This is a genomic window from Streptomyces sp. NPDC022552 (assembly GCF_055561875.1).
On record NZ_JBVHGJ010000014.1, the window covers coordinates 1 to 21,226 of the forward strand.

Annotated in this window: 22 protein-coding genes; 16 read left to right on the top strand and 6 right to left on the bottom strand. The window is 71.6% G+C overall.

What is annotated here, in order from left to right:
• The 4 genes from ACZ3OF_RS28785 to ACZ3OF_RS28800 form a co-directional block, all read left to right on the top strand.
• Window positions 1-425, top strand: a 425-nt coding sequence (locus tag ACZ3OF_RS28785) for an Hsp70 family protein (protein WP_361441879.1), incomplete at its 5' end; no start/stop codon positions are given.
• Complete coding sequence (gene grpE, locus ACZ3OF_RS28790) at window positions 425-1,069, top strand: nucleotide exchange factor GrpE (RefSeq protein WP_467307660.1); 645 nt, start codon at window positions 425-427, stop codon at window positions 1,067-1,069. The genes ACZ3OF_RS28785 and grpE, both read left to right, overlap by 1 nt.
• Before the next feature lie 30 nt (window positions 1,070-1,099).
• Window positions 1,100-2,290 (top strand): molecular chaperone DnaJ, encoded by a 1,191-nt coding sequence (gene dnaJ, locus ACZ3OF_RS28795; protein ID WP_361681288.1) that lies wholly within the window; start codon window positions 1,100-1,102, stop codon window positions 2,288-2,290.
• 4 nt (window positions 2,291-2,294) lie between these two features.
• Window positions 2,295-2,747, top strand: a complete 453-nt coding sequence (locus ACZ3OF_RS28800; RefSeq protein WP_361441888.1) for a heat shock protein transcriptional repressor HspR — start codon at window positions 2,295-2,297, stop codon at window positions 2,745-2,747.
• An 89-nt stretch (window positions 2,748-2,836) separates the two neighbouring features.
• Here ACZ3OF_RS28800 and ACZ3OF_RS28805 read toward each other — a convergent pair whose 3' ends face one another.
• Together ACZ3OF_RS28805 and ACZ3OF_RS28810 are read right to left on the bottom strand one after the other, a co-directional pair.
• Complete coding sequence (locus ACZ3OF_RS28805) at window positions 2,837-3,310, bottom strand: hypothetical protein (protein WP_361681291.1); 474 nt, start codon at window positions 3,308-3,310, stop codon at window positions 2,837-2,839.
• Window positions 3,311-3,312: 2 nt separating this feature from the next.
• A complete protein-coding gene (locus tag ACZ3OF_RS28810) occupies window positions 3,313-4,293 on the bottom strand; it encodes a helix-turn-helix transcriptional regulator (RefSeq protein WP_361681294.1) in 981 nt (326 codons plus the stop codon).
• Window positions 4,294-4,421: 128 nt separating this feature from the next.
• Here ACZ3OF_RS28810 and ACZ3OF_RS28815 point away from each other — a divergent pair, with 128 nt between their 5' ends.
• Both ACZ3OF_RS28815 and ACZ3OF_RS28820 read left to right on the top strand, forming a co-directional pair.
• On the top strand, window positions 4,422-4,613 hold the full coding sequence (locus ACZ3OF_RS28815; RefSeq protein WP_352190420.1) for a hypothetical protein: 192 nt from the start codon (window positions 4,422-4,424) through the stop codon (window positions 4,611-4,613).
• Window positions 4,610-4,927, top strand: a complete 318-nt coding sequence (locus ACZ3OF_RS28820; protein ID WP_352190419.1) for a (2Fe-2S)-binding protein — start codon at window positions 4,610-4,612, stop codon at window positions 4,925-4,927. The genes ACZ3OF_RS28815 and ACZ3OF_RS28820 overlap by 4 nt, the downstream gene beginning before the upstream one ends.
• A 154-nt stretch (window positions 4,928-5,081) precedes the next feature.
• Here the strand turns inward: ACZ3OF_RS28820 and ACZ3OF_RS28825 are convergent, their stop codons facing one another.
• A complete protein-coding gene (locus ACZ3OF_RS28825; RefSeq protein WP_361681298.1) occupies window positions 5,082-5,495 on the bottom strand; it encodes a pyridoxamine 5'-phosphate oxidase family protein in 414 nt (137 codons plus the stop codon).
• A 121-nt stretch (window positions 5,496-5,616) separates the two neighbouring features.
• On the opposite strand from ACZ3OF_RS28825, the gene clpB reads away from it, so the two are divergent.
• Window positions 5,617-8,202 (top strand): ATP-dependent chaperone ClpB, encoded by a 2,586-nt coding sequence (gene clpB, locus ACZ3OF_RS28830; protein ID WP_467307668.1) that lies wholly within the window; start codon window positions 5,617-5,619, stop codon window positions 8,200-8,202.
• A gap of 10 nt (window positions 8,203-8,212) precedes the next feature.
• On the opposite strand, the gene ACZ3OF_RS28835 is transcribed toward clpB, so the two are convergent.
• Window positions 8,213-8,653 carry a hypothetical protein gene (locus ACZ3OF_RS28835; protein ID WP_361681304.1) on the bottom strand — a complete coding sequence of 147 codons (441 nt, stop codon included), beginning with the start codon at window positions 8,651-8,653 and terminating at the stop codon, window positions 8,213-8,215.
• A 118-nt stretch (window positions 8,654-8,771) separates the two neighbouring features.
• Here ACZ3OF_RS28835 and ACZ3OF_RS28840 point away from each other — a divergent pair, with 118 nt between their 5' ends.
• A complete protein-coding gene (locus ACZ3OF_RS28840) occupies window positions 8,772-9,308 on the top strand; it encodes a type III secretion system chaperone family protein (RefSeq protein WP_352190415.1) in 537 nt (178 codons plus the stop codon).
• Window positions 9,309-9,341: 33 nt separating this feature from the next.
• On the opposite strand, the gene ACZ3OF_RS28845 is transcribed toward ACZ3OF_RS28840, so the two are convergent.
• Together ACZ3OF_RS28845 and ACZ3OF_RS28850 are read right to left on the bottom strand one after the other, a co-directional pair.
• Window positions 9,342-10,520 carry a glycosyltransferase family 39 protein gene (locus tag ACZ3OF_RS28845; RefSeq protein ID WP_467307835.1) on the bottom strand — a complete coding sequence of 393 codons (1,179 nt, stop codon included), beginning with the start codon at window positions 10,518-10,520 and terminating at the stop codon, window positions 9,342-9,344.
• Between the two features lie 173 nt (window positions 10,521-10,693).
• Entirely contained in the window at window positions 10,694-11,875 is a 1,182-nt protein-coding gene (locus ACZ3OF_RS28850; RefSeq protein WP_467307672.1) for a pyridoxal phosphate-dependent aminotransferase, read from the bottom strand.
• A gap of 592 nt (window positions 11,876-12,467) precedes the next feature.
• Here ACZ3OF_RS28850 and ACZ3OF_RS28855 point away from each other — a divergent pair.
• The 8 genes from ACZ3OF_RS28855 to ACZ3OF_RS28890 all read left to right on the top strand — a co-directional run bounded on the left by ACZ3OF_RS28855 (window position 12,468) and on the right by ACZ3OF_RS28890 (window position 21,222).
• On the top strand, window positions 12,468-12,986 hold the full coding sequence (locus tag ACZ3OF_RS28855; RefSeq protein ID WP_361681313.1) for a DUF2617 family protein: 519 nt from the start codon (window positions 12,468-12,470) through the stop codon (window positions 12,984-12,986).
• A 75-nt stretch (window positions 12,987-13,061) separates the two neighbouring features.
• Window positions 13,062-14,750: a polyamine aminopropyltransferase gene (locus tag ACZ3OF_RS28860; protein ID WP_361681316.1), complete on the top strand. Its 1,689-nt coding sequence runs from the start codon at window positions 13,062-13,064 to the stop codon at window positions 14,748-14,750.
• Window positions 14,751-14,887: 137 nt separating this feature from the next.
• Entirely contained in the window at window positions 14,888-15,793 is a 906-nt protein-coding gene (locus ACZ3OF_RS28865; protein WP_467307675.1) for an SRPBCC domain-containing protein, read from the top strand.
• A gap of 20 nt (window positions 15,794-15,813) precedes the next feature.
• Entirely contained in the window at window positions 15,814-16,611 is a 798-nt protein-coding gene (locus ACZ3OF_RS28870) for an aldose epimerase family protein (protein WP_361681322.1), read from the top strand.
• Window positions 16,612-16,637: 26 nt separating this feature from the next.
• The gene (pyrE, locus tag ACZ3OF_RS28875) at window positions 16,638-17,186 is read left to right on the top strand and encodes an orotate phosphoribosyltransferase (RefSeq protein WP_260228269.1); all 549 of its coding nucleotides are present in this window, start codon (window positions 16,638-16,640) and stop codon (window positions 17,184-17,186) included.
• A gap of 227 nt (window positions 17,187-17,413) precedes the next feature.
• Window positions 17,414-18,436, top strand: a complete 1,023-nt coding sequence (fbaA, locus tag ACZ3OF_RS28880) for a class II fructose-bisphosphate aldolase (protein ID WP_361441925.1) — start codon at window positions 17,414-17,416, stop codon at window positions 18,434-18,436.
• Window positions 18,437-18,538: 102 nt separating this feature from the next.
• On the top strand, window positions 18,539-19,708 hold the full coding sequence (locus tag ACZ3OF_RS28885) for a MalY/PatB family protein (RefSeq protein ID WP_467307679.1): 1,170 nt from the start codon (window positions 18,539-18,541) through the stop codon (window positions 19,706-19,708).
• Between the two features lie 59 nt (window positions 19,709-19,767).
• Window positions 19,768-21,222: an MFS transporter gene (locus ACZ3OF_RS28890; protein WP_361681328.1), complete on the top strand. Its 1,455-nt coding sequence runs from the start codon at window positions 19,768-19,770 to the stop codon at window positions 21,220-21,222.
• Window positions 21,223-21,226: the final 4 nt, after the last annotated feature.

Consider the following 21,226-nt stretch of genomic DNA (forward strand, 5'->3'; position numbering starts at 1 on the left):
GCGGCTCCTCGCTGCCGAAGGACGAGGTCGACCGGATGCGCCAGGAGGCCGAGCAGTACGCGGACGAGGACCACCGCCGCCGCGAGGCCGCCGAGTCCCGTAACCAGGGCGAGCAGCTCGTCTACCAGACGGAGAAGTTCCTCAAGGACAACGAGGACAAGGTCCCCGGTGAGGTCAAGACCGAGGTCGAGACCGCCGTCGCCGAGCTGAAGGAGAAGCTCAAGGGCGAGGACACCGCGGAGATCCGTACGGCCACCGAGAAGGTCGCGGCCGTCTCCCAGAAGCTCGGCCAGGCCATGTACGCCGACGCCCAGGCCGCGCAGGCCGCCGGCGGCGACGCCCCGCAGGGCGAGGCCAAGGCCGACGACGACGTCGTCGACGCCGAGATCGTCGACGACGAGAAGCCGAAGGGCGGCGCTGCCTGATGACGGAGGAGACCCCGGGCTTCGAGGAGAAGCCCGACGTCCCCTCCGGCGCCGACGACGCCGCCGAAGCCGCCGAGACCCCCTCCGCGGAGGAGGGCTCGGCGGCCCAGGCCGGGGACGCCGCACAGACGGCCGGCCTGACCGCCCAGCTGGACCAGGTCCGCAGCGCGCTCAGCGAGCGCACCGCCGACCTCCAGCGGCTTCAGGCCGAGTACCAGAACTACCGCCGCCGGGTGGAGCGTGACCGGGTCACCGTCAAGGAGATCGCGGTCGCGGGCCTTCTGACGGAGCTGCTGCCCGTGCTCGACGACATCGGCCGGGCCCGGGACCACGGCGAGCTGGTGGGCGGCTTCAAGTCGGTCGCCGAGTCGCTGGAGACGGTGGCCGCCAAGATGGGGCTGCAGCAGTTCGGCAAGGAGGGCGAGCCCTTCGACCCGACGATCCACGAAGCCCTGATGCACAGTTACGCACCGGACGTCACCGAGACGACCTGCGTGGCGATCCTGCAGCCTGGGTACCGGATCGGCGAGCGGACCATCCGGCCCGCGCGCGTGGCGGTGGCCGAGCCCCAGCCCGGGGCGACGCCGGCCGCGAAGGAAGAGAAGTCGGCAGACGAGGAGAGCGGTGGCCCCGAGGAGGGCTGACGCGAAGATCGTCCGAGAGGAGGGACGTCGATGAGCACGAAGGACTTCGTCGAGAAGGACTACTACAAGGTTCTCGGCGTCCCCAAGGACGCCACCGACGCCGAGATCAAGAAGGCGTACCGGAAGCTCGCCCGCGAGAACCACCCGGACGCCAACAAGGGCGACACGAGCGCCGAGGCGCGCTTCAAGGAGATCTCCGAGGCGAACGACGTCCTCGGCGACCCCAAGAAGCGCAAGGAGTACGACGACGCCCGCGCGCTGTTCGGCAACGGCGGCTTCCGGGCCGGCGGTCCGGGCGCGGGCGGCTCGTTCAACTTCGACCTGGGTGACCTCTTCGGCGGAGCCCAGGGGCCCGGTGGCGCGGGCGGGGCCGGCGGCTTCGGCGGCGGCCTCGGCGACGTCTTCGGCGGACTGTTCAACCGGGGCGCGGGCGGCGGCGCGGGGACGCGTACGCAGCCGCGCCGCGGTCAGGACATCGAGTCCGAGGTGACGCTCAGCTTCACCGAGGCCGTGGACGGCGCGACGGTGCCCCTGCGGATGTCCTCCCAGGCGCCCTGCAAGGCCTGTTCGGGCACCGGCGACAAGAACGGCACGCCCCGGGTGTGCCCGACCTGTGTCGGCACCGGCCAGGTCTCGCGCGGCGGCAGCGGCTCGTTCTCGCTCACCGACCCGTGCGTGGACTGCAAGGGGCGCGGTCTGATCGCAGAGACCCCCTGCGAGGTCTGCAAGGGCAGCGGGCGGGCCAAGTCCTCCCGCACCATGCAGGTCCGCATCCCCGCCGGTGTCGCCGATGGGCAGCGGATCCGGCTGCGCGGCAAGGGCGCGCCGGGCGAGCGCGGCGGGCAGAGCGGCGATCTGTACGTCGTCGTGCATGTCGACGCCCACCCGGTCTTCGGCCGCAAGGACGACAACCTGACCGTCACCGTGCCCGTCACCTTCGACGAGGCGGCGCTCGGCGGCGAGATCAAGGTGCCGACGCTGGGCGGCCCGGCGGTGACGCTGAAGCTTCCGGCCGGCACCCCCAACGGCCGGACGATGCGCGCCCGCGGCAAGGGCGCGGTCCGCAAGGACGGCACGCGCGGCGATCTGCTGGTGACGGTGGAGGTCGCGGTGCCCAAGGAGCTCGACGACAAGGCCCGCGAGGCCCTCGAGACCTACCGTCAGGCGACGGCGGGCGAGGACCCCAGGGCAGAGTTGTTCCAGGCCGCGAAGGGAGCTTGACCCGATGGACAGCAGACCGGGACGCAGCCGTAATCCGTACGAACTGACCGACGAGACGCCGGTGTACGTCATCTCGGTCGCGGCCCAGCTGTCGGGCCTGCACCCGCAGACGCTGCGTCAGTACGACCGCCTCGGTCTGGTCTCGCCCGACCGCACGGCGGGCCGGGGCCGGCGCTACTCGGCCCGTGACATCGAACTGCTCCGTACGGTCCAGGCGTTGTCGCAGGACGAGGGCATCAACCTGGCGGGCATCAAGCGCATCATCGAGCTGGAGAACCAGGTCGCGGCGCTCCAGCAGCGGGTCGCCGAGCTGTCGGCGGCCGTCGAGGGCGCGGCGTCGGCGATGCGCCAGCGCGAGGCGCAGGTGCACGCCTCGTACCGGCGCGACCTGGTGCCGTACACCGACGTCCAGCAGGCGAGCGCGCTGGTGGTGTGGCGCCCCAAGCGGCCCGAGTAGTTCCCCCGTTCCCGCGGCGAGGCCCCCTCCGATTTCCCGGAGGGGGCCTCGCCGTATGTCCGTACGGCCGGTGTGCGCGCCGCCCGGCGTTACGGGATCAGTTCGGCGACGATGTTCGTCGCCGTGTCCCACCAGGGCGCGCCGCCGGTGCCGAAGGCGGCGGCGAGGGCGGTGCCGACGGCCCGGTCCAGCGGCTCGGGTTCCGTGCCGGACGCCCACTCGGCGTCCACCCGGCCGTCCCCGGAGGACTCCAGGGTCCCCAGGGGGCGTCCGTCGCGCAGCAGCCGGCTCTCGACGTACGAGCAGGGCACGAGCCGGTAGCGGGTGCCGGAGACCACGGCGTCGACCCGGTACGAGCGCCGCAGGAGCCGCCCCCGGCCGGGCCGGATGCGCGCGGGCGCGCCGTCGACGGTCAGGGCGAGCCGGGCCGCGCGCCGGGTGCCGATGGGGATCAGCGGCTCGGGTTCGTCGCCGGGGGCCCGCACGAGCTCCACGGTGGGCATGTCGTGCCCGGAGACGCGCAGGGTTCCCGCGGGGCCGTCGAGGTCGATCTGTACGTACACGTTCAGTGTTCCTGCTCCAGGATTCCGGACTGGGCGATGAGGTAGCCGAGCTGTGCCCGGCTGCCGCTCCCGAGGGCGGAGGCGAGCTTGGCGATATGGGCGCGGCAGGTCCGGACGTTCATGCCGAGCCGGCGGGCGATGGCCTCGTCGACATGGCCCTCGACGAGGAGTTTGGCGATGGAGCGCTGGATGCCGCTGATGCCGTCCAGCGGCGGCTGGTAGGTGACCGGGTTGTCCAGGGGGATGGCCTGGAGCCAGAACTGCTCGAAGACGCCGACGAGGTACTCGACGAGCCCGGTGTGGCGCAGTTCCAGGGCGACCTGGCGGTCCCGGCTCGCGGGCACGAAGGCGACCTTGCGGTCCACGATGATGAGCCGGTCGATGATCTCCTCGAGCGTGCGGACCTCGACCTCGGGGCCGATGCGTTCGAGGTAGGCCAGGGTGATCGGCTGGTGCCGGGCGGTGTGCTGATAGAGCGTCCGCATCCGGATGCCGCGGCCGAGCAGGGGCCTGACGCGGCGTAGGGCCTCGCCGAAGGTGTGGGCGCTGCGGCCGCTGCCGGGCTGCACGGTCAGCAGCTCGGAGGAGCATTCGGCCACGACGCGGTCCAGGGAGGTGTTGATCCTGGTGAGGCCCTCCAGGACGGTGATCGCGTGCGTGGTGGTGGGGTCCTGCACGCTGACCGACATGAATGGCTCGAACGCGTCGGAGAGTTCGATGCTGAGGCGTCTACGCTCCTGGATCTCCTTCTCGATCGGGAGCAGGAGACGGGCCAGGGCGGCCGAGGGGGGAACCGGCCGGAGCCACTGCACGTCGTCAGGGTCGGGCCGCAGGAGGTCGAGGTCCATCAGGCAGGGCGTCGACTCGATGTCCGACCGGGCGATACGTCCCGTACGCAGGGCCTCTTTATAGACCCGTGTGCCCGCTTCGCACAGCTCGGCGTGCGTATGAGGATGCCCCGTTTTATCCGGTTCTATTCGCATATGTACACCCCCAGGCTTTTCCGATACAGGAACATGATGCATTGAGCCAGTGGTGGAAACGTGAGGAGTGAGCCATCGTCGTGCCTGCGGGGGAGCAGGAGATACACACCAAGTGAGGTTGCTCGGTCATGGCCAAGAAGCTCATACGCACCGTAGTTGGTGTCGCGTTCATAGCTGCTGCCGCGGTCGGCGCGGTGGCAGCCACCGATGATCCGGGCTGGGGCCTCGCTCCGCAGCAGGTCGTCGCCAAGGCGGGCGACCCGGGCTGGGGCGCAGCGCCGGCCGACTCCGACCCTGGTTGGGAGTCCGTGCGGGCATGACGGTTCCCGAAGATCCTCGATTCCGGCGTGAGATGGCGGCCGCTTACCGCTCCGGGTGGCATTTCATCGACCTCGTCACAGCCGTGCCGCACGGTGGCGATTCGTTGATGGTCACCCTCTTCGGTGAGCCGATCATCATCACGCGCGGGGACGATGAGGATATTCGCGCCTACCGATGTCTCCGGAAGCCCCGTGGCGCCCCGCAGCCAGTCCGCTGTGCCATCCGGTACGGCATGATCTTCGTCAATCTCGACCAGCGGGACCACCAGCTCGTCGAATCCGAAACCATCACCGCCACCCCCCGCAGTGCCTGAGCGGTTCCCCCGTCGTTGTAGATCGCTCAGGTACTTCCCCCACACAGCGGCGCCATCGCGGACCTGAAACGCGATGGCGCCGCTGTGCTGTGCCCGGACACTTTCGGCCGGGAGGGCCTCGGTCCGTAAGCGCGCCGCCGAGCACGCCACCGGATCAGGCCCGGCCCATGGCCCGCGTCAGCGCGATCTCGATGACCACCCGGTCGGGGTTCGGCGCCGGTGTCCGGCCGTAGCGCGTCGCGTACCGCTCGACCGCGTCGGCGACGACGTCCGGCTCCGTACGGACGTGGGCCACGCCCTCCAGCGTCGCCCAGCGCCCCTTGTCCACCTGGCAGACCGCCACGCGCGCGCCCTCCGCGCCCGCCGCCAGGACGTTGGCGACCTTGTGGCTGTGCTTGTTGGTGATGACCCGGGCGATGCCGTTCTCGCCGCCCTCGGGGTCGTACGTCACCCCCACCGCCACCACGTGCGGCGTGCCGTCCGCGCGCGGGGTCGTCAGGGTGGACATGTGGTACTCGCGCCAGAAGCTGAGATACGCGTCGTCGGGGTTCCTCGGGTCAGTCGCCATGCCCGGAACCTACCCGTGGCAGCGGTGCGCGCGACACCTTGAGCGGAATGGACTCAACTTTGTGTACGCTGGATGAGTCATGGACCGTGTGTAGCCGGACGTCGAGGAGGAGACAGCGCACGTGGACGCCGAACTGACCAACAGGAGCCGGGACGCGATCAACGCGGCCAGCAGCCGTGCCGTGTCCGAGGGACACCCCGACCTGACCCCCGCGCATCTGCTGCTTGCGCTTCTGGCCGGTCAGGACAACGAGAACATCACCGACCTGCTCGCCGCCGTCGAGGCCGACCAGGCCGCTGTACGGTCCGGAGCGGAGCGGCTGCTCGCCGCCGAGCCCAGCGTGACCGGCTCCACGGTCGCGCCGCCGCAGCCCGACCGTGAGCTGCTCGCCGTGATCGCCGAGGCCGCCAAGCAGGCCAAGGGGCTCGGGGACGAGTACCTCTCGACCGAGCACCTGCTCATCGGGATCGCGGCGAAGGGCGGACAGGCGGGCGAGGTGCTGGCCCAGCAGGGGGCCGGCGCGAAGAAGCTGCTGGACGCGTTCGAGAAGAGCAGGGGAGGACGCCGGGTGACCACAGCCGACCCGGAGGGTCAGTACAAGGCACTGGAGAAGTTCGGTACGGACTTCACGGCCGCCGCGCGCGAAGGGAAGCTGGACCCCGTCATCGGGCGCGACCAGGAGATCCGGCGCGTCGTCCAGGTGCTTTCCCGCCGCACCAAGAACAACCCGGTCCTCATCGGCGAGCCCGGCGTCGGCAAGACCGCCGTCGTCGAGGGCCTCGCGCAGCGGATCGTGAAGGGCGACGTCCCCGAGTCCCTGCGCAACAAGCGGCTGGTCTCGCTCGACCTCGGCGCGATGGTCGCGGGCGCCAAGTACCGCGGCGAGTTCGAGGAGCGTCTCAAGACCGTCCTCTCCGAGATCAAGGCCAGCGACGGCCAGATCATCACCTTCATCGACGAGCTGCACACCGTCGTCGGCGCGGGCGCCGGCGGCGACTCCGCCATGGACGCCGGCAACATGCTGAAGCCGATGCTGGCCCGCGGCGAGCTGCGCATGGTCGGCGCGACCACCCTCGACGAGTACCGCGAGCGGATCGAGAAGGACCCCGCCCTGGAGCGCCGCTTCCAGCAGGTCCTGGTCGCCGAGCCGAGCGTCGAGGACACCATCGCGATCCTGCGCGGACTCAAGGGCCGGTACGAGGCCCACCACAAGGTCCAGATCGCCGACTCCGCCCTGGTGGCCGCCGCCACCCTCTCCGACCGGTACATCACCTCCCGCTTCCTCCCCGACAAGGCCATCGACCTCGTCGACGAGGCGGCCTCCCGGCTGCGGATGGAGATCGACTCCTCGCCCGTCGAGATCGACGAGCTCCAGCGCTCCGTGGACCGGCTGCGCATGGAGGAGCTCGCGCTCAAGAACGAGTCCGACGACGCCAGCAAGCAGCGCCTGGAGAAGCTCCGGCGCGACCTCGCCGACCGCGAGGAGGAGCTGCGCGGGCTGACCGCCCGCTGGGAGAAGGAGAAGGAGTCCCTCAACCGCGTCGGCGAGCTCAAGGAGCAGCTCGACGAGTTGCGCGGCCGCGCCGAGCGCGCCCAGCGCGACGGCGACTTCGACACCGCATCCAAGCTGCTCTACGGCGAGATCCCGGCGCTGGAACGCGAGCTGGAGGAGGCCTCCGAGGCCGAGCAGGAGGTCGCCAAGGACACCATGGTCAAGGAGGAGGTCGGCCCCGACGACATCGCGGACGTGGTCGGCTCCTGGACCGGCATCCCCGCCGGCCGCCTCCTGGAGGGCGAGACGCAGAAGCTGCTGCGCATGGAGGACGAGCTCGGCAAGCGGCTCATCGGCCAGACCGAGGCCGTGCGGGCCGTCTCCGACGCCGTACGCCGTACGCGCGCCGGGATCGCCGACCCAGACCGTCCCACCGGCTCGTTCCTCTTCCTCGGCCCGACCGGCGTGGGCAAGACCGAGCTGGCGAAGGCGCTCGCGGACTTCCTCTTCGACGACGAGCGGGCCATGGTCCGCATCGACATGTCGGAGTACGGCGAGAAGCACTCCGTCGCCCGGCTCGTCGGCGCGCCTCCCGGCTACGTCGGCTACGAGGAGGGCGGCCAGCTCACCGAGGCGGTGCGCCGCCGCCCGTACAGCGTGGTGCTGCTCGACGAGGTGGAGAAGGCCCACCCGGAGGTCTTCGACATCCTGCTCCAGGTCCTCGACGACGGCCGGCTCACCGACGGCCAGGGCCGGACGGTCGACTTCCGCAACACCATCCTGATCCTCACCTCCAACCTGGGCAGCCAGTACCTGGTCGACCCCCTGATCGGCGAGGAGGAGAAGAAGGAGCGGGTCCTGGAGGTCGTACGGTCCTCCTTCAAGCCGGAGTTCCTCAACCGGCTCGACGACCTGGTGGTCTTCTCGGCCCTCGACAAGACCGAACTGGGGCGGATCGCGGAGCTCCAGATCGACCGGCTCGCCAAGCGGCTCGCCGAGCGCCGGCTCACGCTGGAGGTCACGCCGGCCGCGCTGGAGTGGCTGGCCGACGAGGGCATGGACCCGGCGTACGGCGCCCGCCCGCTGCGCCGCCTGATCCAGACGGCCATCGGCGACCGGCTCGCCAAGGAGATCCTCGCGGGCGAGGTCCGCGACGGCGACACGGTCCGGGTGGACCGCTTCGAGGACGGGCTGATCGTGGGCGCGGCCCAGTAGAGAGGCGCGGTCAGGTGTCGAAGGCCAGCAGATGTACGAGGGCGGACTCGCCCTCGTACGTCACGGTCACGTCGACCGCGACCGGGCCGTCCGGCTCGGCCTCACCGTCGTACTGCACGTTCAGGCACAGGTCGTGGTCGCAGAACTGGGGCTTGCCGGGGTCCGTGCCCGGGTAGGTCCCGGCGAGCCATTGCGCCGCCTCGCGGCGCGGCATCCGGAAGTCGGCCGTGACCTGGGTGTCCAGCCAGCTGGCCGTGGTGCACCGGGGCTCCACCGCGCTCTTCGGCAAGGTCGCCTGGGCCCATGTCATGGCGTCCGCGCAGTCGACCGGCTGCGCCTCGCCGGCCTCGCTGAAGGCCATCGCGCCCCAGGCCAGCAGGGCGATCGGCCCCCCGCAGAAGATCGACACCAGCACCGACACCCAGATCCACGTGCGCGCACGTGGCCTCACTTTGTCCCCCATAGGCACCAGATCTTGTCAGCCCGCAGCGGATCGCGGGAGTCGGGGCTTGCGCCGTACCGCCCGGCATGGGGGAGGATGGCGTCAACCGTACGAAGGGATATTCACGGTGAGCATCGACCCGTCCTCGATTCCGAATTTCGGGGGCCAGCCCCAGCCTCAGGCAGCAGGACCGGCGGGCCCCGTCGTCCCCGACCAGGACCTGGTCAAGCAGCTCCTGGACCAGATGGAGCTGAAGTACGTCGTCGACGACGAGGGTGACCTCGCGGCGCCGTGGGAGGAATTCCGGACGTACTTCATGTTCCGCGGCGAGGAGGACCAGCGTGTCTTCTCGGTGCGGACGTTCTACGACCGCCCGCACTCCGCCGACGACCGCGCCAAGGTTCTCGACGCGATCGACGACTGGAACCGCCGCACCCTGTGGCCCAAGGTCTACACGCACCTGCACGAGGAGGAGGACGGCTCCGCCACCCTCCGCCTCATCGGTGAGGCGCAGATGCTGATCGGCACCGGCGTCGCGCTGGAGCACTTCGTGTCCTCCACCGTCAGCTGGGTCCGCGCCTCGATCGAGTTCGACAAGTGGCTCGTCGAGCAGTTCGGCCTGGAGTCCCCGGAGGACAAGTCCTCCGACGGCGACGAGGCCTGAGCCGCCACAGGGCCGGTACCGGCCCCTGGCCCCTCACAGGGCCATGCGTGCGAGCGTCAGCGCGTACGCACCGAAGCTGAACGAGAGCCCGGCCAGCGCCGCGATCACCACGATCGCGGCCCTCGGCCGGGCTTTCGTCAGTGCCTGCGCCAGCGGGACGAGCAGCGGGAACGCGGGCAGCAGGAAGCGCGGCTTGGACTCGAAGAAGCCGGAACCGCCGACCGTGATGACCACGAGCACGGCCGTGTAGACCAGGACCGGCAGCGGCGGCCGCTCCACCAGCGCGAGCAGCGCGAAGAGCAGCACCCCGGCGCCCGTGATCAGCAGCGCCATCGCGAAGCCGAACTGCGTCGGCCCCCGCAGCATCTCCAGGACGAAGCGCAGCGCGCCGCGCCCGAAGTCGAAGCGGGAGGTCCAGCCGTCCTGGACGGCGAAGTAGCCGCCGAGCAGATCGCCGCGCCGGGCGCCCACCCAGAGCAGGTACGAGAGCCACCCGGCCGGGGCGAGCACGGCACCGGCCCATACGCGCGGACCGGCCCGGCCGCGCCCGCGCCACAGCGCGTACCCCGCCGCGACCAGGACCGCGGCCGCGATGGCGACGCCGTTGGGGCGGGACAGGCCGGCCACGGCGGCCAGTGCGCCGGCCCACAGCCAGCGGCCGGTGAGAAGCGCGTACAGCGACCAGGCGGACAGGGCCGTCATCAGCGGCTCGGTGTACGCCATCGACAGCACGATCGAGTGCGGCAGCAGGCCCCAGAGCAGGACGAGCAGGACGGCGGTGGGCCGTCCGTGCAGCCGCTCGCCGATCAGGTAGATCCCCCACGCCGCGACGCCTGCCGACAGCCAGGACAGCAGCAGCCCGGCCGTGCCGCCCTCGACGGGCAGGACGGTGGTGACGGCGCGCACCAGGGCGGGGTAGAGCGGGAAGAACGCCAGGTCGGACTGGACGACGCCGTCGGGCCAGTGGAGCGTGTGGCCGTAGCCGTGTGCGGCGATCCGGGTGTACCAGTCCGAGTCCCAGGACGTGGCGAGCAGCGCCCGCGGTGAGCGTCCGAGGTGCCAGGCCCAGGCCGCGAGCACGAGCATCCCGGTGAGCCGCGCCGCGGCGAACAGACCGAGCGCGGGGGCGGCCCGGTACAGCGAGGCCCGCCAACGGGGGACGCTCCGGGCGCCGGCGGTCGTGGCCCGGCGGTCGAGAGTCTCGGCGGACAGGGTGCACCTCCGTGCGCACGGGAATCGGGAGCGGGCCCGACGGTGAGAATCGGGATCAGCCCGACAAATCGGTCTACCCGACCATCGGCGCGGCACGGAGGAAGCGCGCGCGAGCGCGGGGCCCACCGGGTGAAAAATCCCGCTCGCCGGGGCCCCGTGATGTGTCCGCCGCCCTAGCCCGCCAAGCCCTTCAGGCGGGAGACCGCCTCCTCCAGGACATCCACGCGTTTGCAGAATGCGAAACGGACGAACGGCTCGCCCTCCGCGCGGTGGTCGTAGAAGACGGCGTTGGGGATGGCCACCACGCCGGCCCGCTCGGGCAGGGCGCGGCAGAAGGCGAAGCCGTCGGACTCGCCGAGGGGGCGGATGTCGGTGGTGACGAAGTAGGTCCCGGCCGGGCGGTAGACCTCGAAACCCGCCTGCGCCAGACCGTCGCACAGCAGGTCCCGCTTGGCGCCCAGATCGGCCCGCAGGGCGTCGAAGTAGGTGTCGGGCAGGCGCAGCGCCTCGGCGACGGCGTACTGGAACGGTCCGGACGCGACGTAGGTGAGGAACTGCTTGGCGGATCGCACCGCGGCGGTGAGCTCCGGGCTCGCGGTGATCCAGCCGACCTTCCAGCCGGTGAAGGAGAAGGTCTTGCCGGCCGAGCCGATGGTGACCGTGCGCTCCCGCATCCCCGGCAGGCTCGCGATCGGCAGGTGCTCGGCGTCGTCGAAGACCAGGTGCTCGTACACCTCGTCGGTGACGACGAGCAGATCGCGGGCGACGGCGAGTTCGGTGATCGCGGTGAGTTCGGCGCGGGTGAGGACGGTGCCGGTCGGGTTGTGCGGGGTGTTGAGCAGGATCAGCCGGGTCCGGTCGGTGACCGCGGCCCGTAGCTCGTCCAGGTCCAGACGGTAGGCGCCCTCGTGCGGGCGGAGGGTGACCGGTACGCGCGTGCCGCCCGCCATCGCGATGCATGCGGCGTACGAGTCGTAGTACGGCTCCAGGGCGATCACCTCGTCGCCGGGCTCGACGAGGGCGAGCAGCGCGGCCGCGATCGCCTCGGTCGCGCCCGCCGTGACGAGGACCTCGGTGTCGGGGTCGTACGCGAGCCCGTACCGCCTCAGCTGGTGCTCGGCCACGGCGGTGCGCAGCTCGGGGACGCCGGTGCCGGGCGGGTACTGGTTGCCGCGCCCGTCGCGCAGCGCCCGGACCGCGGCCTCCCGGATCTCCTCGGGGCCGTCGGTGTCGGGGAAGCCCTGGCCGAGGTTGATCGCCCCGGTCCGGACGGCGAGCGCGGACATCTCGGCGAAGATCGTCGTCCCGAACTCGGCGAGCCGGCGGTTGAGCAGCGGTCGTGTCATGCCCGTCATCCTGCGGGGAAGCTCTGGACTTCCTCAAGTGCGCTTTGGGCCGGAGGCGTGGAGGGCATCCCCCTGTCACACAAGACCTACGGGGGTTCACACATGGAAGCTCTGATCATCGGAGTCATCATTCTGTTCGTGGTGGCGGGCGTCGCCTCATCCGTCGGCGGCGCACGGCGCGGGGGCGGCCGACGGCGCCGTGGGGGCTGGTCGGACGGCGGCGGAGGCGGCTGCGGGGGCGGCTCGTCCTGCGGCGGCGGAGGCGGCTGCGGGGGCGGCGGCGGGGGCGACTGACACGGGTCAGTCGTCCTCGCGGTCACCCGGGTGCCCGGCCGGTCCAACATCCGCCGGGCACCTTCGTGTTGGAGCCGCAATCGCTTCCGATTGAACAAGTGAACTGTGGGGTCCCCGAAGGGGATGGAAACCACGGCAAGTTGGGTAAAAGCGCTGCGAGTCGCTCGAAGTCCGTGATTCCCTCGCACTTGATAAAGACAGCCCTCGGACCGTGTGTGGACCCGAGCCGGCGATCCCCCACTCCCGTTGGACCCTTCTCCGGGGCGCCCCCGGCCCACCCGTCAAACCGTGTTTGCGGAGCCGACCCATGCTCACGACCCTGAAGACCTCCTACACCGACACGCGTGCGGCCGATCTGGCCTGGGCGCTCGGGCGCGAGCCGCTGCCCGCCCTCGCCGTGCTCGACCTCGAACTGACCGGAGCCAAGCTCCAGTTGCGGCTCCTCGGCGCCTCCCATCAGGTGCTTCTGGAGGAAGAGCAGTACACCTGCTCGGAGACCGTCGCCTGTATGCCCGGCAGCAGTACGCCGCTGCCGCTGGGCGTGTCCAAGCGCATCGGCGGATGGGAGTACGAATTCGCCGCCCGCGTCGAGAAGCTCTCGCACGGCTCCTTCGCGGGCCGCGCCCAGGAGTTGCTCGCACTCGTCGCCGACCATCCCAACGGCCTCGCGGGGACGTTCCCCGGCTCCCCGCACGCCTTCACGGCGATGCTGGCGCAGCGCCACGAGGGCCAGGTGCGGTGGCGCACCTGGCACGCGTACCCGCAGGAAGGGCAGTTGGTGGTCACCAGGACGCGGATCGGCGTTCGTATGCCCGCCACGCTGTAATGCGCCGTCCCGGAGCATCAGGTGCACTCGTGTGGGTGACAAGCGGCGACAGATGTGTGACGTAGCGTTACGAACATGATCGATCCGCCCCTGACCATGCCACCCAAGAGGGTGACGCGGCTGCCCGTGCGGCCGAGAGCGGTGCGGTTTCCGGTCCTCGTCGTCGTCTTCGTCTGCGCCGCCTGCGGGCTTGTCTACGAGCTGGAACTGGTCGCACTCGCCTCGTACTTGATCGGCGACTCGGTCACCCATGCCTCCGTCGTGCTGTCCGTGATGGTCTTCGCGATGGGTGTCGGCTCGCTGCTCGCCAAGCGGCTGCGCTGTCGCGCCGCCGTCGGCTTCGGGCTCGTCGAGGGCGGCCTCGCGCTGATCGGAGGCTGCTCGGCCCTCGTGCTGTACGCGGCGTTCGCCTGGCTGGGCGAGGCGCGGTACGTCCTGGTGGGGTTCTCGCTCGCCATCGGAGTCCTCATCGGGGCGGAGATCCCGCTTCTCATGTCGCTGATCCAGCGTGCGGAATCGGCGCGTTCCCCCGGCGCACGGGAGAAGGAGAGCGCCGCCGATCCGGCCGGGACCGTCGCCGACCTGTTCGCCGCGGACTACGTCGGCGCGCTCGTCGGCGGCCTCGCCTTTCCCTTCCTGCTGCTGCCCTGGCTCGGCCAGCTCACCGGCGCGCTCGTCACCGGCGCGGTGAACGCGGTGGCGGGCGGCGGGCTGGTGCTGTGGCTGTTCCGGCGCGACCTGACCGGCCGGTCCCGGGCGCTGCTGATCGGTACGAACCTGGCGGTCCTCGCCGTCCTCGCCACGGCCACCGTCCTCGTCGACGACTTCGAACGGGCCGCGCGGCGCGCGGTGTACGGCGACAGCGTGCGCGTCGCCGTCCAGACCGAGCTCCAGGAGGTCGTGGTGACGGGGGAGCGCGGCAGCCCGCCGGACCTCTTCGTGGACGGCCGGCTGCGGGCCGGCGGCGAGGACGCCTCCCGCTACCACGAGTCGCTGGTCCACCCCGCGATGAACGGGCCGCACGCGCGCGTGCTGATCATCGGCGGCGGTGACGGCCTCGCCGCGCGCGAGGTGCTGCGCCACCCCGGAGTCCGGTCGGTCACCGTCGTCGAGATCGACCCCGGAGTCGTACGGCTCGCCCGCAGCCACCCCGAACTCGCCGCGCTCAACGCGAACGCCCTGCGCGACCCGCGCGTCCGGGTCGCCTCGGCGGACGCGTTCCGCTGGCTGCGCGAGACGGCGACGACAGGGCCAGAGGGGGAGGACGAGGGGCCGCGCGAGCGGTACGACGTGGTGATCTCGGACCTGCCCGACCCGGGGATCTCGGCCGGCACCAAGCTGTACTCGGAGGAGTTCTACGGTCTCGCCGCCCGGGTCCTCGCCGACGGCGGACGGCTCGTCGTGCACGCCGGCTCGGCCTCCGCCCGCCCCCACGCGTTCTGGACGGTGGACTCCACCCTGCGCGCGGCCGGTTTCGCGACCCGGGCCTACAGCGCGCACGGCCGCGGCGCGCACCTCGCCGCGGGCCCCGACCGGGCCGACCGCTCGGGCGACACGGACACGGGGACGGGTGACTGGGGCTACCTCCTCGCGGTCGCGGGCACCTACCCGCCCGAGCTGGGCCTCGCCCCCGACACGCCCCGGCTGCGGTCCCTGACGGCCGGCGCCCTGGTGACGGGAGCGCGGGCCGCCGAGCGGACCCGGGACGACCGGGGCGCCCCGCCGCCGCCCTCGACGCTGATCCACCCGCGCTACGGCGGCTGACCGTGTCGGCGGCCGCCGGGGTGGCCGCCTGACGCGGACCCGGAAACAGGAGCGGGTGCACGACCGCGGACAGGACCCGGGACAGGACCGGACCAAACAGGCGACGACGACGCCCGGTCTGAGTAGGCTCGGCTTCCATGGAGCATGAGGTGTTCGTTCCGGTACCGGCCGAGGTCCTCCGCGCGACCCTGACGGACCCCGCACGGGTGGCGCGCTGCGTCCCCGGCCTCCAGCAGGACGCGGAGGCGGGCCCGCTCGCCGGCCGGCTGAAGATCAGGGCCGGCGGCAACACGATCACCTACCGGGGCGCCCTGCGGCTGACCGAACGGGACGAGGTCATCGCCGTCGAGGGCAGGGGCACCGAGGTCCGCGGCAAGGGCTCGGTGAAGCTCTCCCTGGCGATCGCGCTCACCCCGGTGGCCGACGGTACGACGCTGGCCTTCACCGGTGCCGTGAAGAGCGCGGGCCGCCTCGCCGACCTCTCCGAGGAGGCGCGGGAGGCGGCGGCCCAGCGGCTGATCGAGAAGTTCGTGGCCGGACTGGCTGCGGCGGCGGGGAAGTCCGGCGAGGAGTCCGCGGCGGAAGCCGAGATCGTCGAGATCAAGGCCGAGTCCGGGGCCGACTCCGTGGCCGAGTCCGCGCACGAGTCCGCGGCCGACTCCCTGGACGCGATCGACGACGAGGCCGACAGCGACAGCGACGGTGTCGACGACGGCGTCGAGGAGCCCCACCGCCCGTCGGTCTTCGAGACGCCCGTCCCCCCGCCCTCGCTCGACCCGTTCCAGGGCGGGGACTTCGAGGACGACACCCCGGTCGAGTACCCCGCCCAGCCTCCGGCCGCCGAGGCCGCACACGCCCGGCGCACGATGATCGGACGGAGCGCCGAGGAGGTCGACCACGCCCCGCCGCGGGGCCGGTACGCCCCCGTCCCCGCCCCGGAGCCGGCCACCGCGGGCGCCACCCTGCGCTGGATCGCCCCTGCCGCGGCCCTCGCGCTCGCCTCCGCGGTGGTCGTCGGCCGGGCGCTGCGCCGCCGGCGCTGATCCCCGTCTACTGTCGGGGCGTGAGCAAGCAGACGCGACTGACGGCGGGCGACGCCGAGTTGACCATCAACCCCGACAACGGCTGCCGCATCGAGAGCCTGCGCATCGGCGGCACGGAGCTGCTGCGCCAGGGCGAGCGGTACGGCTGCTTCCCGATGGTGCCCTGGTGCGGGCGGATCGAACTGGGGCAGTTCCGCAACGGCGGCGTGAAGCACGAGATGCCCCTCAACTCGCCGCCGCACGCCATCCACGGCACCGGCCGCGACGCCGTCTGGAAGCCCGCCCGGACGGCGGACGACGACGGACGCTCGGCGGCGTTCACCTACGAGCTGGGGGACCCGTGGCCGTACGCCGGCCGGGTCACCCAGACTTTCGCCCTCACCGAGGAGGGCCTCACCCTCCAGCTCGGGGTCGAGACCCTCGCCGACTCCTTCCCGGCGCAGGCCGGCTGGCACCCCTGGTTCAACCGCAGCCTCGACGGCGGTGCTCCCGTACGGATCGACTTCACGGCCGACTGGCAGGAGGAGCGCGGCGAGGACCACCTCCCCACCGGGCGGCGGATCGGCCCGACCCCCGGCCCCTGGGACGACTGCTTCGGCATGTCCGGCGGTGTCGACGTCACCCTCACCTGGCCGGAGCAGCTGGAGCTGAAGGTGACCAGCCGCAGCGAATGGGTGGTGATCTACGACGAGCAGGAGGCGGCGGTCTGTGTGGAGCCGCAGTCAGGCCCGCCGAACGGACTGAACACGCTCCCGCAGTACGTGACCCCGATCGAGCCGCTGGAGATCGCGGCCACGTTCGCCTGGCGGCGGCTCTAGCCGGTGGCGGCTTTAAGCTCATGAGCATGACTGACGTACGCGCTGACCTGCTCCAGCAGATCAAGGACAAGGCCGTGGTGCACGGCAAGGTGACCCTCTCCTCGGGTCTGGAGGCCGACTACTACGTCGATCTGCGCCGGATCACCCTGGACGGCGCCGCCTCCCCGCTCGTCGGTCAGGTCATGCTCGACCTGACCGCCGACCTGGAGTTCGATGCCGTGGGCGGTCTGACGCTCGGCGCCGACCCGGTCGCGACGGCGATGCTGCACGCCTCCGCCGCCCAGGGGAAGCGACTGGACGCCTTCGTCGTCCGTAAGGCCGCCAAGGCCCACGGGATGCAGCGTCAGGTCGAGGGTCCGGACATCAAGGGCCGCCGGGTCCTGATCGTCGAGGACACCTCCACCACCGGCGGCTCCCCGCTCACCGCCGTCGAGGCGGCGCGCGCGGCCGGTGCCGAGGTCGTCGCCGTCGCGACGATCGTGGACCGGGCGACGGGCGCGGGCGAGAAGATCAGCACCACCGCGGGCGTGCCGTACCTCTACGCCTTCGCGCTCGACGAGCTGGGTCTCGGCTGATCGAGGCATTGTCCTGATCGAGGCGAAGTCGTGACTTAGGTCCCGGAGGCCTCTGGGGGCATCCCTGACCTGGGGCTTTGGGCGGGGCGGAGTGTTTCACGTGAAACGCTCCGCCCCGCACGTCTCGGTGTCCGCACAAGAGTCTGGAAAGATGGGCCCCGACGATGACGTCGCCCCAGGTCAGGGTCTAGTAACGCACCCACCCGCACATCACAAGGAGCGGACGAATGCCCATCGCAACCCCCGAGGTCTACAACGAGATGCTCGACCGGGCGAAGGCAGGCAAGTTCGCCTACCCGGCCATCAATGTGACCTCCTCCCAGACCCTGCACGCCGCGCTGCGCGGCTTCGCGGAGGCCGAGAGCGACGGCATCATCCAGATCTCGACCGGTGGCGCCGAGTTCCTGGGCGGCCAGCACAACAAGGACATGGTCACGGGCGCCGTCGCCCTGGCCGAGTTCGCGCACATCGTCGCCGCCAAGTACGACATCACGGTCGCGCTGCACACCGACCACTGCCCGAAGGACAAGCTGGACGGCTATGTCCGTCCGCTGCTCGACATCTCCGCCGAGCGCGTCAAGGCCGGTCAGAACCCGCTCTTCCAGTCGCACATGTGGGACGGCTCCGCCGAGACCCTCGCCGACAACCTGGCCATCGGCCAGGAGCTGCTGGCCAAGGCCGCCGCCGCCCGGATCATCCTCGAGGTCGAGATCACCCCGACCGGTGGCGAGGAGGACGGCGTCACCCACGAGATCAACGACGAGCTGTACACCACCGTCGACGACGCGATCCGCACCGCCGAGGCCCTCGGCCTGGGCGAGAAGGGCCGCTACCTGCTGGCCGCCTCCTTCGGCAACGTGCACGGCGTCTACAAGCCGGGCAACGTCGTGCTCCGCCCCGAGCTGCTCAAGGACCTGCAGGCGGGCGTCGCCGAGCGCTTCGGCAAGGCCAACCCGTTCGACTTCGTCTTCCACGGCGGCTCCGGCTCCACCGCCGAGGAGATCGCCACCGCGCTGGAGAACGGCGTCGTGAAGATGAACCTCGACACCGACACCCAGTACGCCTTCACGCGTCCGGTCGCCGACCACATGTTCAAGAACTACGACGGCGTCCTGAAGGTCGACGGCGAGGTCGGCAAGAAGTCCACCTACGACCCGCGCACCTGGGGCAAGCTCGCCGAGGCCGGCATGGCCGTGCGTGTGACCGAGGCGTGCGCCGCGCTGCGCTCGACCGGCACGAAGCTGAAGTAATCGGCTGGCGCAGCCACATGGTGCACGTTTGAATGCGTGACATGTGAAGGAAGGGCCCGGCACTCGGTGGTGTCGGGCCCTTCGGCTCTCCAGGAGGCCTGAGTGACGACGACGTACGACTTCGACCGCGAGGTAGACCGCCGGGGCACCTGCTCGGTCCAGTGGGACGACATCGCGGACCGCTTCGGGGTCGGGGAGCTGCTTCCCTTCACCATCTCCGACATGGACTTCGCCTCCCCGCCCGAGGTGCTCACCGCCCTGCGTGACCGCGTCGACCACGGAGTCTTCGGCTACACGGAGTGGCGGATCGGCGAGTTCCGTGAGGCGATCCGCCACTGGTACGCGACCCGCCACGACACCGCGCTCGACATCGAGACCCTGGTCTACGCCCCGTCCGTGCTGAGCCAGCTCTCGCAGCTGCTCCAGATGTGGACCGCGCCCGGCGAAGGCGTGGTGGTGCACACCCCGACGTACGACGGCTTCCGTAAGGCCGTCACCGGCCTCGGGCGCGAGCTGCGCCGCGTCCCGGTCGGGGACACCGAGGCGCTGGAGGCGGAGCTGGCGAAGCCGGACAGCACGATGCTGCTGCTCTGCTCGCCGCACAACCCGACGGGCCGGGTGTGGCGGGAGGAGGAGCTCGCGGAGTTCGCGCGGCTCGCCGAACGGCACGGGGTCGCGGTCGTCAGCGACGAGATCCACGCGGACCTGGTGGCGGACGGCCGGCGCCATCTGCCCTTCAGCCGGTTCGTCGAGGCGGGGCGCGGCCGGCGGTGGGCCCTGATCACCTCGGGCACGAAGGCCTTCAACTTTCCCGCGCTGAGCGGCTCGTACGGGATCATCGGCGACCCCGACGAGCACGAGGCGTTCGTCCGCCGTATGGAGACGGGCGAGGGGCTCGCCTCCCCGGCCGTGCTCTCCCTGACCGCCCACGTCGCCGCGTACACACGGGGCGCGCCCTGGCTGGACGAGCTTCGGGCGTATGTGGCGGGCACGATGCGGCTGCTGGAGACGCGGCTCCGGGAAGGGCTGCCGGGGGTGACCTGGACGCCCCCGCAGGCCGGCTATCTGGCCTGGATCGACCTGCGGCCGCTCGGCATCGACGACGGCGCGCTCCAGCGGGAGCTGGTGGAGGTCGAGAAGGTCGCGATCATGCCGGGTGAGGTCTACGGGACGCCGGGCTTCGTCCGGTTGAACGTCGGCTGTCCGCGGAAGAAGGCGCAACGGGGCGTGGACGCGCTGGTCCGGGCGGCGACGAGGCTTCGCGTGACCTGACCGCTCCGGGCCGCCCGAACAACATGCACGCCGGCGCCCCCGCGAGGACGATGGCAGGCATGGACATCAGGCTCGCCTCGGGCACCGGGCGGTGGATCGTTCTCACCACCGTGCTCGGCTCGGGGATGGCGCTGCTCGACTCCACCGTCGTCAACGTCGCCCTGCCGCACATCGGCGAGGACCTCGGCACCGACATGGCCGCGCTCCAGTGGACCGTCAACGCCTACATGCTGACCCTCGCCGGGCTGATCCTGCTCGGCGGGGCGCTGGGCGACCGGTACGGACGGCGGCGGGTGTTCGTGGTCGGCATCGTGTGGTTCGCCGTCGCCTCGCTGCTGTGCGGGCTCGCCCCGAACGCGGGCGTCCTGATCGCCGCCCGGGCCCTCCAGGGCGTCGGCGGCGCGCTGCTCACCCCCGGGTCGCTGGCGCTGATCCAGGCGAGCTTCCACCCGGACGACCGGGCCAAGGCCGTCGGGCTCTGGTCGGGCTTCGGTGGGGTGGGCGCGGCGATCGGGCCCTTCGTCGGTGGCTGGCTGGTCGACGGGCCCGGCTGGCGGTGGGTGTTCCTGCTGAACGTGCCGCTGGCCGCGCTGTGCGTGCCGGTGGCGCTGCGCCATGTGCCCGAGTCGCGCGACGAGTCCGCCCACGGCCGCTTCGACGTGCTCGGCGCCTTCCTGGGGGCGACCGCGCTCGCGCTCGTCACGTACGCGCTGATCGCCGAGGCCTGGTGGGCCGCGGGGGTCGGGGTCGTGGTCGGGGCGGCGTTCGTGGCCCTGGAGCGGCGGCTGGCGGAGCCGATGGTGCCCCCGTCGATCTTCGCGTCCCGGCTGTTCACGGTGGTCAACCTGGTGACGCTGTGCGTGTACGCGGCGCTGGGCGGCTTCTTCTTCCTCGCCACGCTCCAGCTCCAGGTGGTGTCCGGCTATTCGGCGCTCGCGGCGGGGACGGCGCTGCTGCCGACGACGGTCCTGATGCTGCTGCTCTCGGCGAAGTCGGGCGAGCTGGGCGAGAAGATCGGGCCCCGGATTCCGCTGACCGTGGGGCCGCTGCTGTGCGCCGGCGGGATGGTCCTGATGCTGCGGGTCGATGAGGACGCCTCGTACGTACGGGACGTGCTGCCGGCGATGGTGGTGCTCGGTCTCGGGCTGACCGTCCTGGTGGCCCCGCTGACGGCGACCGTCCTGGCCTCGGTGGACGTGGCGCGTGCGGGTCTGGCGAGCGGGATCAACAACGCGGCGGCGCGGGCGGCCGGACTGCTCGCGGTGGCGGCGCTGCCGACGCTGGCGGGGATGGGACCGGAGGCGTACCGCTCGGCGGAGGAGTTCGGGGAGACGTTCCGGCGGGCGATGCCGATGTGTGCGGGGCTGATGGTGGCGGGTGCGGTCCTGGCCTGGGCGGCCGTGCGGAAGCCGGCCGAGGCGGACGGCTGCCACCCCGAGTGCAAGGTCCACTGCGGGGTGACAGCGCCCCCGTTGGACCCGGGGGACCGCACGGCACGGGAGGGCGGCGGCTGAGGCA